The sequence below is a fragment of the Rhodovulum sp. DZ06 genome, from assembly GCF_050586345.1.
Classification (GTDB): domain Bacteria; phylum Pseudomonadota; class Alphaproteobacteria; order Rhodobacterales; family Rhodobacteraceae; genus JBOCEF01.
This window is the reverse complement of record NZ_JBOCEF010000020.1, coordinates 60,597-74,758: the sequence shown is the minus strand read 5'-3', so window position 1 is coordinate 74,758 and position 14,162 is coordinate 60,597. Positions and strand designations below refer to the sequence as shown.

Sequence of the window (14,162 nt, the reverse complement as noted above, 5' to 3'; positions counted from 1 at the left end):
TACCGGCGCATCGACCAGTAATCGGTCGCGTCGGGGGTGCCGAGATTGACCAGCATCACCCCGATGCGGCGCCGCGGAACCGCCGGGTGGTCGGAGGGGGCGTGCGCAAGCCTGCCCTGCCCGGGGCGATCCATCTGTTCCGCGCGCGTGTCCATGCCGTGATCCCTTGCTGTGCGGGCGTCCCGCCGCCCGTGCCGCCAAATCGCGCGCCGCCCCGGCGGGGGCCGGGCGCGCGAGGGGGAGTTAGGCCACGGACATGCCGGGTCAATCAACGCGCGATGCGGCGCACGCGCGCGGGGGCGCCCACAGGGGGCGCGGCGGAACCGCGGCCAGGGCGCGGCGGGGCGCGCGGCGGGCGCGCGCGGCGGGGGCGCGCGGCGGGGGCGCGCGTCCCGGCCACACTCGGCCCCGAGATCGCCGCATCGCCCTGCGCATGGTGGCGCGGGGCGCCCGCGTCCCCTATCTTTCAACGCAGCCGCAGCACTTTCTTACGGAGACGCAATTCGATGCCTGGCGGAACCTGGAGCCGGATCGCCGCGCTGATCCTCGTCGCGCTCATCTTCACCGTCTCCTGCCAGGCGATGGGACCGAACGGGGGCGCCCCGGGCGCCGCCCCGACCGCGGAGGCCGCGCGATGAGCGGCAAGCGTTTCGGCGGAACCTTCAGCCCCGGCGCCGCGGGCGCGGGACCCCCCGGCCCCGCCCCGGCCCCGCGCGAGAAGCCGCGCGTGCCGCGGTTCTGGCCGCTGATGCTGTTCCTCGCCCCCGCGCCGCTGCTGTTCTCGATCTATGGCGAGATCCTGCGCGCCGCGCCGCTGGGCGCGGCCGAGGAGATCGGCTTCGGCGCCCTCCTGCTGCTCGGGGCCGAGATGCTGCGCGAGGGGCTGAAGGCTGAGGCCGCCTGGATGGCGCGCGCCGACGCCGCGCGCCCGCCGATCCCGCGCAAGATCCTCGCCGCCCTGCTCTGCGGGATCGGGGTCGGGGGCCTCTCGGTCTTCGCCGCCGGGCACGGGATGGCGGCGGGCGGCGGGCTCGGATTGCTGGCGCTCGCGCTCCATATCCTGGCCTTCGGGATCGATCCGCTGAAGAACAAGGGCGCGGCCGGAGAGGCCCGGCGGGCCGACGCGGCGCTGGCGAAAGCCGAGGAGACCATAGCCGAAACCCTGGCCGCGGCGCGGCGCCTCGGGGACGAATCACTCGCGGCAAGGGTCGAATCGCTCATCGCCCGTGCGCGTCCCGTTCTCGCGCAGATTGAAGAAGACCCGCGCGATCTGCCCCGGGCGCGTCGCTTCCTGTCGGTCACCCTGCAGGGCGCGCGGGACGCGACCGTCAAATATGCCCGCCTCGGGGTCGCCGACGCCGAGCTTCGGGCCGCGTATGTCGCGCTCCTGACGCAGTTGGAGCGCAGTTTCGACCAGCAGCGCGATCGCCTTGCCGCCGAGGATCGCACCGAGCTGGAAGTGGAGATAGAGGTCCTGTCGGAAAGACTGCGTCGCGACGGGATCGAGGCGGGCCGCTGACGGCCCGCCGCCGCCTCCCCCCATAGTCCCCGTCGCGGCGACAAGGAGCGAGACATGACTGACCCGAACACCCCGCCGCAGACCGAGCTGGAGCAGATCGCGCGCGAGGCGAAGGCCCAGATTTCCGTCGCCCTGCGCGAGCCGGAGGCCGCCACCCCGGCCTACGGCGCGGGCGACCCCGAGACCCAGACCCGCATCGAGGAGCTGCGCTCGAGCATCGACGTGCTCGACAGCCGCTCGGTCATGACCTTCGGCTCCCAGGCCCAGCAGAACCTGACCGCCCTGTCGGACCGGATGCTCGAGGGCGTGCGCGCCAAGGACACCGGCCCCGCGGGCGAGGCGCTGTCGAACATGGTCAGCACCCTGCGCGGCTTCAACGTCGACGAGCTGGACCCCGGCCGCAAGCAGTCCTGGTGGGACAAGCTGCTGGGCCGCGCCACGCCGGTCGCCCAGTTCGTGGCCTCCTACGAGGACGTGCGCGGGCATATCGACGACATCTCCGATGAACTGCTGCGCCACGAGTCGGTGCTGCTGAAGGACATCGCGCTGCTCGACCGCCTCTATGAAGAATCCCTCGGCTTCTATGACGAGCTCGGCCTCTTCATCGCCGCGGGCGAGGAGGCGCTGCGCCGCCTCGACGCCGTCGACATCCCCCAGAAGGAAGCCTGGGTGACCAATGCCGGCCCCGACCAGGCCGGCATCGCGGCGCAGGAGCTGCGCGACCTGCGCGCGGGCCGCGACGATCTCGAGCGCCGGGTGCATGACCTGAAGCTGACGCGCCAGGTGACCATGCAAAGTCTGCCCTCGATCCGCCTGGTGCAGGAGAACGACAAGGGCCTCGTCGGCCGCATCGGCTCCACCCTCGTGAACACCGTGCCGCTCTGGCGCACCCAGCTGGCGCAGGCCGTGACCATCGCGCGCTCCCGCGAGGCCGCGGGCGCGCTGAAGGAAGCGACCGACCTGACCAACGAGCTGCTGACCAAGAACGCCGAGCAGCTGGGCGAGGCGAACCGCGAGGTGCGCACCCAGATGGAGCGCGGCGTGTTCGACATCGAGGCGGTGCGCGAAGCCAACGCCCGCCTGGTGAAGACGATCGAGGAGAGCCTGCAGATCGCCGACGAGGGCAAGCGCCGCCGCGCCGCCGCCGAGGCCGAGCTGCAGAAGCTCGAGGGCGACCTGAAGGCCGCCCTGATCGCCAGCCACGCCCCCGCCGCGGTCAACGCCGCGGGCGGCGACATCGCCGAGGCCGCGTCGGACGAGCCGCAGGGCCAGGCCCCTGCGCCGTCGCAGTCCCAGCAGCAGGGCGGCGCGTGATCACGGCGCGGCGCGCACATCCCTTCGCGCGCCGCGCCCTCCGGGCCGCCGCGCCGCTCGCCGCGATGCTGGTCGCGGCGGGCTGCACCGGCCCTTTCGGCCCCTTCGGCGGCTGCGCGGCGGAGGATTTCGCCTGCCGCGCCGAACGCACCGCCATTGGCTACGCCGCGCTCGAGGCGTGGTATCTCGACGAGGGGCGCCTGCGCACCGAGCGCGCGCCCGCCGACGCGCCCCTGTCGGCCGAGCTTCTGGCCGACCATTTCCGCACCGTCGCCTTCAACACCGAGTTCGCCCCCGGCGCGACGCTGCTGGAGGAGGAGACCCCCGCCCGCCTCTCGCGCTGGTCGGGCGCGCCGCGCTGGCGGCTGGAAGGCGACGGCATCCAGCCCGCCGACCTTGAAGAGCTGCGCAGCCTCGCCGCCCGCATCGCCCGCATCACCCGGCTGGACCTGACCCAGGCGGCCCCGTTCGAGCAGGCCCCCGGCGCCCCCCCGGGCGTCGAGCGGCGCGAGACGGCGCCGCAGATCCAGGTGCTGATCCTCGGCCCCGCCGCGCGCGAGGCGCTGAGCGCCAGCATCGCCGAGCGGGGCGCCGTCGCGCCGCTGGTCGCCGCCTGGGCGCGCTCGGACGAATATCCCTGCGTGGGCCTGTCGCTGGAACGCGGCGGGGCGGGCAGCGAGGAAGGCCCCTCGGGCGCGCTGGTGATGATCAAGGCCGAGCTGCGCGGCCTGCTGCGCCGCGCCTGCCTGCACGAGGAATTCGTGCAGATCCTGGGCCTGCCCAATGACGGGCCGCAGATCCGCCCGTCGATCTTCAACGACGACCAGGAATTCGCCCTGCTGACCGAACATGACGAGCTGCTGCTGCGGATCCTCTACGACCCGCGCCTGAAGCCGGGGATGACCGAGGCGGAGGGGATGCCCATCGTCCGCCGCATCGCGCGGGAGCTGATGGCGAAACGCGCGCGCAAGCACGGCTGACCGGCCGCGCGCCCCGCCGCCCCACGCCTCGCCGCCTGCGGCGCGCCCGGCCCCGTCCCCTCCTCCCCGAGGCGCCCTCCACCGCGGGCCTCAACGCCGCCGCCCCCAACGCCGCCCCCCGCGACCCTCCGCCGCCGCTTCCCTGCCCGAATTCCGGTCCATCCTGCGTCCCCATGCTGACCGTTCGGGAGGGCGCGATGTCCGGCTACGACCCCAATTTCCTCGACCTCGACCACCCGGTCGACCTGCCCGGTTTCGGCCCGGAACTCAGCGCCCGTGTCCGCCGCGCGCCGACCCTGCGGGACGAGGTCTATGCCGACTACATCCACTACACCGTCGCCATGCATGCCGCGGAACGCACCCCGCTCTTCGCCGCGCTGAACATCGACCAGAACCAGCTGCGCCAGGCCGGGGGCCACATCCACTGGAAGACCGACAGCCGGGTGGGCGACGACTTCCAGCTCGCCTCGGAATATTACGGATCGACCTGGAACAAGGGGCACCTCGCGCGCCGCGCCGCCTCGGCCTGGGGGGCGGACAACACCGCCGCCAAGCGCGCCTCGGACGCCACCTTCTTCTACACCAACGCCTGCCTGCAGCACCGCAACTTCAACCCGGACGAATGGCTGGCGCTGGAGGACTGGGTGAAGGACCTCGACGAGGACGCGGACGGCAAGATCTGCGTGTTCTCCGGCCCCGTCTGGGCCGAGAACCCCCGCGCCATCCTGCCCGCGGGCCGCCCCAAGGCGCTGATCCCCACCGCCTTCTTCAAGGTCGTCGCCTGGAAGGGCAAGGACGGCAAGCTCGCCGTGCGCGCCTTCCTCGCCCCCCAGGACGCGGGCGCGATGGAGGACCGCAAGGGCCGCCGCAAGCTCGAGAATTTCCAGCGCTACCAGGTCTCGGTCACCGAGATCGAGGAGCAGACCGGCCTCGTCTTCGACGACCGCCTCCCGGCCGAGAACCCGATCTATTTCAACGAGGCCGCCGCCGCCCGCGACCTCGGCGTCACCCATTTCCCCGAGCGGATCGAGGTCGACGACCCGGTGGAAGTGGTGGCGCCGGGCGAGGCGCGCGACCCGATCTTCGACGACGTGGTGGACGTCTTCATCGCCGCCGCCATGGTCGACCCGGCGGGGCCGGAGCGGGGGGCGGAATGGGTCTCGGTCATCAACCTCTCGGGCGCGGAGGTGGACCTCGCGGGCTGGTCGCTGCGCGACGCGCAATCCGTCCTGCCGCTGTCGGGGGTGCTGGAGCCTGGCGTCGCGCGGCGCGTCCAGCCGCTCTCGCCCCTGCGGCTGGCGAACACGGGCGGGTTCCTGGCGCTGTTCGACGGGGCGGGCCGGCGCATCGACCGGGTCCGCTACGGCCGCCTGCCGAAATCGCGCGAGGGGCGCCCGGTGATCTTCGCCCGGCGGGACGAGGAGACCCTCTGACGCCCCCCGCGCGCCCGCGTCCCCCGTGCGAAACGGGGCGCGGGCGCCTATATTGGCCGCAACGCGCCGGGACGGGCGCCGCACAAGGGATTTGCACGCATGAGCTTCTTCAACTGGCTTGGCGGTCAGTTCATCGACGTCATCGAATGGACCGACAGCACCGACGACACCATGGTCTGGCGGTTCCAGCGGCATGGGAACGAGATCAAGTACGGCGCCAAGCTGACGGTGCGCGAAGGCCAGGCGGCGGTGTTCGTCCACGAAGGGCAGATGGCCGACGTGTTCACCCCGGGCATGTACATGCTCGAGACGAACAACATGCCGATCCTCACCAGCCTCCAGCACTGGGATCACGGCTTCTCCTCGCCGTTCAAGTCCGAGATCTACTTCGTCAACACCACCCGCTTCCAGGACCAGCGCTGGGGCACGCGCAACCCGATCACCATGCGCGATCCGGAATTCGGCCCCGTGCGCCTGCGCGCCTTCGGGACCTACGCGATCCGGGTGGCCGATCCGGGCCTGTTCCTGCGCGAGGTGGTCGGCACCGACGGCGAATTCACCACCGACGAGATCACCGAGCAGCTGCGCAACATCATCGTCGCGCGCTTCTCCAACGCCGTGGCGGGGGCCGGGATCCCGGTCCTCGACCTCGCCGCCAACACCGACCGGCTGGGCGAGGTGATCCGGGAGCGGATCGCCCCCGAGATGGCCGAGTACGGCGTCGCCGTCACCTCGCTGACCGTGGAGAACGTCTCGCTCCCCGCCGAGGTGGAGAAGGCGCTCGACAAGCGCACCTCGATGGGGGTGATCGGCAATCTCGACGCCTACCAGAAGTTCCAGGCGGCCGAGGCGATGGAGGCCGCGGCCTCCACCCCCGGCTCGGCGATGTCCGAGGGGATGGGCCTCGGGATGGGCCTCGCCGCCGGGCAGGCGATGAGCGGCGCGATGGGCGGGGCGATGGGCGGGGGCGCGCAGCACGCCGCCCCGCAGGCGCCCGCAACGGGCGCCACGCCCCCTCCGCCGCCGCCCCCGCCGGTCGAGCGCGTCTGGCACCTGGCCGAGAACGGCCAGACCTCCGGCCCGTTCAGCCGCGCCGACCTCGGCCGCATGGTCACCGCCGGGACCTTCCGGCGCGACACGCTGGTCTGGTCCGAGGGCTATGCCGGCTGGCAGCCGGCCGAGCAGACGCCGGAGCTCGCGCAGCTCTTCACCGTCATGCCGCCGCCCCCGCCGCCGCCCGCGCCCGGGGCGTGACGCACGCCTGAAGGGCGCGCCGCCCAGCAAGGGACCGGCGCGCCCTGCCCCATGCCTGCCGCAAGGCGCGCCGCTTGCCCGGGCGCGCCTCGCCCGAGGGGGCTCGATGCCCCCGAGGGCGACGCGCCCTCCACCGGCGCGCCCTCCACCGATCCGCAGCCTGCCCCGGACGCCTTGCCCATGACCGACGCCCCCGCTTCGACGCCGCGCTTTCCCTGCGCCTCCTGCGGCGGCGCGCTCGAATACACGCCCGGCGCCGATTCCCTCGCCTGCCCCTGGTGCGGCGAGATCAACGAGATGCGCCCCGCCTCGCCCTGGGAAGCCGCCGACGCGTTGAAGGAACTGGACCTCGAGGACGCCCTCTCCGGCGCCCTTTCCGCCGCCGAGCACGAGACGGCGCGCGTGGTCCCCTGCCCCTCCTGCGGGGCGGAGGTCGGCTTCGACGCGGACGACATCGCCCGCGCCTGCCCGTGGTGCGCCGCGCCGCTGACCACCGAGCCCGTGTCCCACGACGCCCTGCGCCCGCGCGGCGTCCTGCCCTTCCTGGTCGAGGAGAAGACCGCCCAGGCGGCGATGAAGAGCTGGCTCGGCTCGCTCTGGTTCGCGCCCTCGGGGCTGGCGAAATTCGCCCGCGCGGGCCGGGCGATGGACGGGCTCTACATGCCCTGCTGGACCTTCGACGCGCAGGCCGACACGCAATATCGCGGCCAGCGCGGCGATACGTATTACGAGACCCAGACCGTCCCCGTGCGCACCGAGAAGGGCGTGCGGATGGAGACGCGCCAGGTCCCGAAGATCCGCTGGTCCGCCCGCGCGGGCCGCGTGCGCCGCGCCTTCGACGACGTGCTGCGCCCCGCCACCCGCGCGCTGGAGCCCGGGTCCTTCGAGCGCCTCGGGGGCTGGGACCTCGAGGCGATGGAGCCTTTCGATTCGCGCTACCTCGCCGGGTTCCGGGCCGAGACGCATTCCGTGCCGCTCGACCAGGGCTGGTCCGAGGCGCAGCAGGTCATGGCGCGGGTGGTCGAGCGCGACATCCGCTTCGACATCGGCGGCGACCGGCAGAAGATCGACTGGATGGACATGCGCCTGTCGGACGCGACCTTCAAACACGTGCTGCTGCCGGTCTGGCTCGCCGCCTATCGCTACAAGGGCGAGGTCTACCGGGTGGCGGTGAACGGGCGCACCGGGCAGGTGCAGGGGGACCGCCCCTGGTCCTGGGGCAAGATCGCCGTCGCGGTGCTGGTCGGCGCGGTGGTGGCGGGGGGAATCGGCTTCCTGCTGGCGCAGAAGGGCTGAGGCGCCGGGGCGGTCGCGGGGCCAGGCGCCCGAACCGGCGAAAACGCCCCGTTTCCAAGGGGTTTCGGGCGGTTTTCAGCGCCTTCCGCGGGCCCCGAAAAAAATCGCCGATCCCCGGTGCAAGAGCCGTTGACACCCCCCCGATCCGGCCATAGAAAGCGCGCCAAGGCGGGGCTGTAGCTCAGTTGGGAGAGCGTCGCGTTCGCAATGCGAAGGCCAGGGGTTCGAATCCCCTCAGCTCCACCACCCCCCTTCCTTCACCGCCCACGGGCGGCATGAAGACCCCGGATCGGCCGGCTGCACCAGCAGCCGGTCGTTTTCGTTTCGGGGCATGGCGGCGCCGCAGCCCCCCCTGCGGCGCCCCGGACGGGGCATTCACCCTGCCGCAAGGTTGATCCGCGACCCTCCGGCCTCTACTTGTCCTGCGAACCGCATCCCGCTCCTTAACGATTGGAAGACGCCATGGGCTCCATCGCGATGATCCTCCTGATGATCCTCAACCTCGCCTGGTGGGTCTGCATCATCCACATCGTGATGTCCTGGCTGATCAATTTCGACGTCATCAACCTGCGCCAGAACTTCGTGCGCTCGGTCTGGTACGGGCTGAACAACCTGCTGGAGCCGATCTACGGCCGCATCCGGTCGTTCCTGCCGAACATGGGCGGGCTCGACCTCGCGCCGCTGGTCTTCCTGCTGGGCATCGCGGCGCTGCGGATCGTGATCGGCAACAACATGGCCGGCGCCTATTACTGATCCCATGGCCGAGGACGCCCCCTGGGAGGAGATCCCCGGCGGCCTGCGCCTGCACCTGCGCCTGACCCCCAAGGGCGGCGCGGACCGGATCGACGGGATCGCGGCGGACGCGGACGGGCGCGCGCATCTTGCGGCCCGGGTCAGCGCCCCGCCGGACAAGGGCAAGGCCAACGCGGCGCTGGAGAAGCTGGTGGCGAAGGCCCTCGGGGTCCCGAAGCGCGACGTGGCGCTGGTGCGCGGCCAGACCAGCCGGGTGAAGGCGCTGGAGGTCGCAGGCGACCCGAAGGCCCTCGTCGCCGCGCTGCGGGCCGCCACGGGCGCCTGACGCCCCTCCCCTGACATGCAGAACGCGCCGCGCGGGTCCCCCCGCGCGGCGCGTCCGCGTCTCCCGGTCCTGTCGCGGGGCCTCAGCCCTTGCGGCGCAGCGCGGCCAGCCCGCCGAGGCCGAGCAGCAGCAGCGGCGCGGCGGCCGGCAGCGGCACGTCCGACGGCCCCGGATCCCCGGCGACGGTCAGCGCGACGCCGTCGATCTGGATGTAGCTGTTCACCGCGTCGCGCAGGGCGAAGGCCAGCAGGTGCGTGCCCGCGGTGGCGGTGAAGGTGATGGCCTGCGAGGTCCAGGCGCGCCCGAGCGTCACATCGGCGCCCGTGCCGACCAGGGCGCCGTCGAGCAGCACCTCGACCGCGTTCGTCCCGTCATAGACGGTCCCGGAACTGGCCCCGAAATTGCCCGCGTACCAGCTCAGCTCATAGGTCTCGCCCACGACGAAATCGACGATGCTCTGGCCGAAGCTCTCCGAGAACCCGTTTTCGCCGCGCGCGATCCCGACGAAGGTCCCGCCATCGGGCGACGGCCCCAGGGGCGTGACGACGTAGGGCGCAAGCCCGCCGGCGGCGCCGGTCACGTCGCTGGTGTCCGGCGTTTCCTCGAGGATGGTCCACCCCGAGGGCACCGCGGCATTGCTGGGCGTGCCGGTCATCGAGCCGTTGACGAGCGTGGCCGCGGCGGCGGGCGCGGCGGAAAGCAGAAGCGCCGCGGCGGCGCAGGTGGCGAAGCGTTTCAAGGTGCAAATCTCCGTCGTGAAAGAAGCGCCGCGGGGCCGATAAGACCGGCGCGCCACGGCCCCGGGCCGATGCCCGGTCGGCGCAGGCTAACACCGTGGATCGTTTCACTCCAGAATCGTCCCGGTGTGCAGCGCCGCGGCGCGCGCCCCCGCAATGCACGACGCGCCGCGCAGGTCCCCCCCCCGCGCGGCGCGTCCTCGTTTCCCGGCCCCGTCGCGGGGCCTCGGCCCTTGCGGCGCAGCGCGGTCCAGCCCGCGGGCGGGACGGCGTCGCCCACGGCGCCGGCGAACGAGCCGTGGAAGAGGGTGGCGGCCGAGACCGGCGCAGCGCAACGCGCGAGCGCGCCGAGCGCGCCCAGGCCGATGGTCTTCCTGTCAAAGACGGTCCCTCGGAAGACAGGCGACGCCGGGGGCGTCGCGGCAATGAAAACCTGTCCACCTTTCGGGACCCGTCCGCCAGGCCGCTTGCACGCCCCCCCGCCGCATGGACCCTCGCCGCGAATTCCCCTAAAACCCGGTGCGTCGCAGCAAACGGAGGGCGGGCATGTACCGCGTATGGAATTTCGTGACGGAGTACTCCGTCCTTCTCATCCTCGGCGCCCTGCTGGCGCTGGTCTGGGCCAATATCGACCCGCACAGCTACCACGCCTTCGTGGAGTACCCGCTGGTCGACCACGCCTGGATCGGGCACCTGCATGTCGACGCCGAGGGGCACGGGCACCGCACGCTCACGCTTCACTACCTGATCAACGACGTGCTGATGGCGCTGTTCTTCGCCATGGCCGGCAAGGAGGTCTGGGAAGCGGTGGCGCTCAAATCCGGCTCGCTGCGCGGCAAGAAGGCGATGACGCCGCTGATCGCGACCGTGGGCGGGATGCTGGGGCCGATCTCGGTCTATCTCGGCATCGCCATGGTCATGGGCTCCACCACCTTCGACGCGGTGTCGAACGGCTGGGCGATCCCGACCGCGACCGACATCGCGTTCTCCTACCTCGTGGGGCGGCTGGTGTTCGGCTCCGGCCACCCGGCGGTGCGCTTCCTGCTGCTGCTGGCCATCGCGGACGACGCCGCGGGGCTGGTGATCCTCGCCATCTTCTACCCGTCGGCCGAGATCCAGCTGTCCTGGCTGGGCCTGTCGATCGCCGCCGCCGTCGCGGTGTGGTTCTTCGCCAACCGCCTGCCGCGGGCGATGGACGGGCAGGACCCGAAGAAGCCGGTCTCGACCATGGTGCGCGAGAAGTTCGGCTTCTGGCCCTACCTGGTCGCGGGCTGCGCGAGCTGGTACGGCTTCCAGGAATCGGGCATCCACCCGGCCCTGGGCCTGCTGCCCATCGTCGCCACGATCCCGCATGCGGACATCAATTTCGGCTTCTTCTCGGAGGCCGAGACCCACATGCACGACCTGCTCAACGACATCGAGCACGCGCTGAAACGCCCGGTCGAGGTGATCCTGTTCTTCTTCGGCCTCGCCAATGCGGGGGTGGAGTTCAACTCGATGGGCGACGCGACCTGGCTGGTGCTGGCGGGCCTGCTGGTCGGCAAGCCGGTGGGCATCCTGCTGATGGGCTGGATCGCCGCGGTGCCGATGCGGCTGGGGCTGCCCGAGGGGATGAAGATCTCGGACCTCTTCGTGCTCGGCTGCGTCGCGGCCATCGGCTTCACCGTCTCGCTCTTCGTCGCCTCGGTGGCGTTCGATCCGGGCCCGGTGCAGGACGCGGCGAAGATGGGGGCGCTGTTCTCCTTCGGCGCGGCGGGGCTGTCCTTCATCGCCGGCATCCTCTGCCGGGTGGAGAAGAAGGAGGTCTGATCCTCCTCCCCCCTCGCGGGCCTGACAGGCGCCGCCGCCCTTCCCCGGGCGGCGGCGCTTTTCGTTGCGGCCAAGGGGAAACTGCGCGGCATTCGACGGGTTTCCAGCAGCGTTAAAGCGGCCTTCACCAAGGCCGCGCACTCTGCCCCCCGCATGGGCGAAGGGACGGCGGGGATGCTGGAATTCAGGAACGTGACGAAGACATTCTGGAACGGGAAATTCCGCACCGTGATCCTCGCGGGGGCGAGCTTCACCGTCCCGCGCGGCAAGGGGCTGGGGATCCTCGCGCGCAACGGGACGGGCAAGACGACGCTGATCAACATGATGGCGGGGATCGAGCGCCCGGATTCGGGCGAGATCATCCGCAACGCCCGCGTCTCCTTCCCCGTGGGCATGAAGCCGGGGGTGGTCTCGGCGCTGTCGGGCGCCGCCAATGTGCGCGCCATCGCCCGGATCTATGACCATGACCCCGATCGGGCCGAGGCCTGGGCGGCCGAGTTCTCGGAGCTGGGGCCGCATTTCCACCTGCCGGTGCGGACCTATTCCTCGGGGATGAAGACGCGGCTGGGGATCGCGCTGCTGCTGGCGCTGGAATTCGACCTGTACCTGATCGACGAGGCGTTCTCGGTCGGCGACGGCGCCTTCGGCGAGAAGGCCGCGCTCTACATGCGCGACCGGCTGTCCCGTTCCACCGTGGTGATGGTGTCGCACAACCTGCGCCAGCTGCGGACCTTCTGCGAAAGCGCCGCGGTGCTGGACCAGGGGCGGCTGACGATGTTCGAGCGGTTCGACGACGCCGAGGCCGCCTATCACGCGCAGGCGGCCTGAGGGATGGAGCGCAAGGGCGCCCGCCATGCGCCGCCCCCCGATGCGGCGCACGACGCGGCGCAGGACCAGGCCGAGCACGCGGCCCGGTCCGAGGCGCGCGCGCGCCGGGCCCGCAAGAGGCGCGAGGCCGAGGCGCGGGCCGAGGCCGTGGCGCGCTCGCACCCTCCCGCGCCGCATGAACGGGGCGACGCCCTCGACGCGGCGGCGGGGCGCGCCGCGGGCCGCGCCCGCCGCGCCCGCGCGCGGCGGGAGGAGGCCGAGGACGCAGAGGCCCTCCCCCCCGCCGCCCCCCCTTCCGGGGCCGCGCCCCGGGACGACGCCGCCCCCCGCGTGCGCCGCCGGACCCGCGCCGCGCCGCCGGGGGCCGAGGTGCGGATCATCGCGCCCCCCTCGGTCGGCGACGGGCGCGGCGCGCTGGACGAGCCCGAGGCGCTGCCCGCGGGCCTGCCCGACCGCTCGGTCCTGTCGGACGAACAGCGCCGCCGCCTGCGCAGCCAGCGCAAGCGGGAGAAGCGCCGCGCCCCCCGCTCCGCCGCCGGCAAGGCCGAGGCCGCGGCCGCGGGCCTGGCCGGAGGGGCGGCGGCGCCCGCCGCGCAGGCCCCCGGCGCGAAGGCGCCCGACGCAAGGGCCCCGGCCCCGGGCGCGCCGGGCCTGCCCGCGCGGATGCCGGGCGCCGCCGCGCCCCCCGCCGCGCCCGCCGACGACGCCGCCGCCGTCTTCGCCGAGATCCAGGCCGAGCAATCCGCCCGCGTCGCCGCGCTTCAGCGCGACATCGCCCGCCGCCGCCGCCGCCGCGGCGCGATGCTGTTCCTGCGCCTGCTGCTGTTCGTGATCCTGCCCACCGCCCTCGCCGGGTGGTGGCAATACGAGGTCGCGACCCCCCTCTACGTCTCGCACAGCGCCTTCGTGGTCCGATCCGCCGCCGAAACCCCGACCGACGCGGGGGGCGGCATGGCGGGCGCCATGGGCGCCTCGCCCCTCGCCGCGATCCAGGATTCCATCTCGGTGCAGGACTACATCCTGTCGCGCGACGCGCTGGACCGCCTCGACGCCGAACTGGGGGTGATCGCGGACTGGCGCGGCGCGGGGCTCGACCCGCTGCTGCGCCTGCCACCCGAAGCCGGGCTGGAACAGGCGCTGGAGCGGCACCGCAAGCTGGTGACCGTCGGCTACGACCCGGCCGAATCCCTGATCCGGATGGAGGTCGCGGCCCCCGACCCGGCCCGGGCCGCGGCGATCTCCGCCGCCCTGATCCGCTATGCCGAGGAGATGATCGACGGCCTTTCGACCCGCATGCGCGCCGACATGGTGGCGGGGGCCGAGACCCGGGCCGAGGCCGCCCGCGCCGCGCTATCGGACGCCCATGCCGAGGAAGCCGCGCTGAAGGAACGGCTGCGCATGTTCTCGGCCGAGAGCGAGGCGGGGGGCGAGCGCGCCGCCATCACCGCGCTGGAGACCGAGCTCGACCACCTGCGCGCCCGCATCGCCGAGATCCGCTCCTACGCCCCCGCGGGGGATCCGCGGGTGGCCGAGCTGCAGCGCGCCATCGCCGCGCGGGAGGAGGCGATCGCCGCCCGCCGCGCCCGCATCGCCGGGGGCGGGCCTGGCCGCGCGGGCGGCGGCGACCGGGCCGGCAGCATCGCCGAGGCGCAGTCGGCGCTGGCCCGCGCGCGCGCCGAAACCGTGGCGGCCGAGCAGATGTTCCTGTCGGCCCGCAGCGCGCTCGAGGTCGCGCAGCTTGAGGCAGGACGCCAGATCAGCTATCTCGCGGTCATCGTGCCCCCGGCCCGCGCCGACGCCCCGACGCGCCCCCGCAGGGCGGCGAACACCGCGCTCGCGGCGCTCGCCTTCTTCGGGATCTACCTGTTCGCGTCGCTCACCGTCTCGGTGCTCAGGGAGCAGTTCAGCGCATGA

13 protein-coding genes, 1 tRNA gene and 1 pseudogene are annotated in these 14,162 nt (G+C 73.0%); 13 read left to right on the top strand and 2 right to left on the bottom strand.

Annotated features, from left to right (window positions below; all coding sequences use genetic code 11):
- Positions 1 to 155 (bottom strand): annotated as a pseudogene (gene hemH, locus ACQ5SO_RS10890) (ferrochelatase); the annotation flags it as partial.
- A 351-nt stretch (positions 156 to 506) separates the two neighbouring features.
- Between hemH and ACQ5SO_RS10885 the strand changes: the two are divergent.
- The 10 genes from ACQ5SO_RS10885 to ACQ5SO_RS10840 all read left to right on the top strand — a co-directional run bounded on the left by ACQ5SO_RS10885 (position 507) and on the right by ACQ5SO_RS10840 (position 8,874).
- The gene (locus ACQ5SO_RS10885) at positions 507 to 638 is read left to right on the top strand and encodes a hypothetical protein (RefSeq protein WP_430941624.1); all 132 of its coding nucleotides are present in this window, start codon (positions 507 to 509) and stop codon (positions 636 to 638) included.
- Positions 635 to 1,519 (top strand): 5-bromo-4-chloroindolyl phosphate hydrolysis family protein, encoded by an 885-nt coding sequence (locus tag ACQ5SO_RS10880; protein ID WP_430941623.1) that lies wholly within the window; start codon positions 635 to 637, stop codon positions 1,517 to 1,519. Before ACQ5SO_RS10885 ends, ACQ5SO_RS10880 begins: the two co-directional genes overlap by 4 nt.
- Before the next feature lie 54 nt (positions 1,520 to 1,573).
- The gene (locus tag ACQ5SO_RS10875; protein WP_430941622.1) at positions 1,574 to 2,833 is read left to right on the top strand and encodes a toxic anion resistance protein; all 1,260 of its coding nucleotides are present in this window, start codon (positions 1,574 to 1,576) and stop codon (positions 2,831 to 2,833) included.
- The gene (locus ACQ5SO_RS10870) at positions 2,830 to 3,813 is read left to right on the top strand and encodes a DUF2927 domain-containing protein (RefSeq protein WP_430941621.1); all 984 of its coding nucleotides are present in this window, start codon (positions 2,830 to 2,832) and stop codon (positions 3,811 to 3,813) included. Before ACQ5SO_RS10875 ends, ACQ5SO_RS10870 begins: the two co-directional genes overlap by 4 nt.
- Before the next feature lie 197 nt (positions 3,814 to 4,010).
- A complete protein-coding gene (locus tag ACQ5SO_RS10865; protein ID WP_430941620.1) occupies positions 4,011 to 5,246 on the top strand; it encodes a DNA/RNA non-specific endonuclease in 1,236 nt (411 codons plus the stop codon).
- Positions 5,247 to 5,345: 99 nt separating this feature from the next.
- Complete coding sequence (locus ACQ5SO_RS10860; protein ID WP_430941619.1) at positions 5,346 to 6,500, top strand: SPFH domain-containing protein; 1,155 nt, start codon at positions 5,346 to 5,348, stop codon at positions 6,498 to 6,500.
- 180 nt (positions 6,501 to 6,680) lie between these two features.
- Complete coding sequence (locus ACQ5SO_RS10855) at positions 6,681 to 7,796, top strand: primosomal protein N' (replication factor Y) - superfamily II helicase (protein WP_430941618.1); 1,116 nt, start codon at positions 6,681 to 6,683, stop codon at positions 7,794 to 7,796.
- A gap of 170 nt (positions 7,797 to 7,966) precedes the next feature.
- A tRNA-Ala gene (locus tag ACQ5SO_RS10850) sits at positions 7,967 to 8,042 on the top strand.
- Between the two features lie 216 nt (positions 8,043 to 8,258).
- Positions 8,259 to 8,549 (top strand): YggT family protein, encoded by a 291-nt coding sequence (locus ACQ5SO_RS10845; RefSeq protein ID WP_430941617.1) that lies wholly within the window; start codon positions 8,259 to 8,261, stop codon positions 8,547 to 8,549.
- Positions 8,550 to 8,553: 4 nt separating this feature from the next.
- Positions 8,554 to 8,874 (top strand): DUF167 family protein, encoded by a 321-nt coding sequence (locus ACQ5SO_RS10840; RefSeq protein WP_430941616.1) that lies wholly within the window; start codon positions 8,554 to 8,556, stop codon positions 8,872 to 8,874.
- A gap of 82 nt (positions 8,875 to 8,956) precedes the next feature.
- On the opposite strand, the gene ACQ5SO_RS10835 is transcribed toward ACQ5SO_RS10840, so the two are convergent.
- Positions 8,957 to 9,613 carry a VPLPA-CTERM sorting domain-containing protein gene (locus tag ACQ5SO_RS10835; RefSeq protein ID WP_430941615.1) on the bottom strand — a complete coding sequence of 219 codons (657 nt, stop codon included), beginning with the start codon at positions 9,611 to 9,613 and terminating at the stop codon, positions 8,957 to 8,959.
- Between the two features lie 544 nt (positions 9,614 to 10,157).
- On the opposite strand from ACQ5SO_RS10835, the gene ACQ5SO_RS10830 reads away from it, so the two are divergent.
- The 3 genes from ACQ5SO_RS10830 to ACQ5SO_RS10820 all read left to right on the top strand — a co-directional run bounded on the left by ACQ5SO_RS10830 (position 10,158) and on the right by ACQ5SO_RS10820 (position 14,162).
- Positions 10,158 to 11,420 (top strand): Na+/H+ antiporter NhaA, encoded by a 1,263-nt coding sequence (locus ACQ5SO_RS10830; protein WP_430941614.1) that lies wholly within the window; start codon positions 10,158 to 10,160, stop codon positions 11,418 to 11,420.
- A 174-nt stretch (positions 11,421 to 11,594) separates the two neighbouring features.
- Positions 11,595 to 12,248 carry an ABC transporter ATP-binding protein gene (locus ACQ5SO_RS10825; protein WP_430941613.1) on the top strand — a complete coding sequence of 218 codons (654 nt, stop codon included), beginning with the start codon at positions 11,595 to 11,597 and terminating at the stop codon, positions 12,246 to 12,248.
- A 3-nt stretch (positions 12,249 to 12,251) separates the two neighbouring features.
- Positions 12,252 to 14,162: a hypothetical protein gene (locus ACQ5SO_RS10820; protein ID WP_430941612.1), complete on the top strand. Its 1,911-nt coding sequence runs from the start codon at positions 12,252 to 12,254 to the stop codon at positions 14,160 to 14,162.

Bases quoted from the DNA above. Each gene is read 5' to 3' on its own strand.
- ACQ5SO_RS10885 (WP_430941624.1), top strand. From the start codon at position 507: ATGCCTGGCGGAACCTGGAGCCGGATCGCCGCGCTGATCCTCGTCGCG.
- ACQ5SO_RS10880 (WP_430941623.1), top strand. From the start codon at position 635: ATGAGCGGCAAGCGTTTCGGCGGAACCTTCAGCCCCGGCGCCGCGGGC.
- ACQ5SO_RS10875 (WP_430941622.1), top strand. From the start codon at position 1,574: ATGACTGACCCGAACACCCCGCCGCAGACCGAGCTGGAGCAGATCGCG.
- ACQ5SO_RS10865 (WP_430941620.1), top strand. From the start codon at position 4,011: ATGTCCGGCTACGACCCCAATTTCCTCGACCTCGACCACCCGGTCGAC.
- ACQ5SO_RS10860 (WP_430941619.1), top strand. From the start codon at position 5,346: ATGAGCTTCTTCAACTGGCTTGGCGGTCAGTTCATCGACGTCATCGAA.
- ACQ5SO_RS10855 (WP_430941618.1), top strand. From the start codon at position 6,681: ATGACCGACGCCCCCGCTTCGACGCCGCGCTTTCCCTGCGCCTCCTGC.
- ACQ5SO_RS10845 (WP_430941617.1), top strand. From the start codon at position 8,259: ATGGGCTCCATCGCGATGATCCTCCTGATGATCCTCAACCTCGCCTGG.
- ACQ5SO_RS10840 (WP_430941616.1), top strand. From the start codon at position 8,554: ATGGCCGAGGACGCCCCCTGGGAGGAGATCCCCGGCGGCCTGCGCCTG.
- ACQ5SO_RS10830 (WP_430941614.1), top strand. From the start codon at position 10,158: ATGTACCGCGTATGGAATTTCGTGACGGAGTACTCCGTCCTTCTCATC.
- ACQ5SO_RS10825 (WP_430941613.1), top strand. From the start codon at position 11,595: ATGCTGGAATTCAGGAACGTGACGAAGACATTCTGGAACGGGAAATTC.
- ACQ5SO_RS10820 (WP_430941612.1), top strand. From the start codon at position 12,252: ATGGAGCGCAAGGGCGCCCGCCATGCGCCGCCCCCCGATGCGGCGCAC.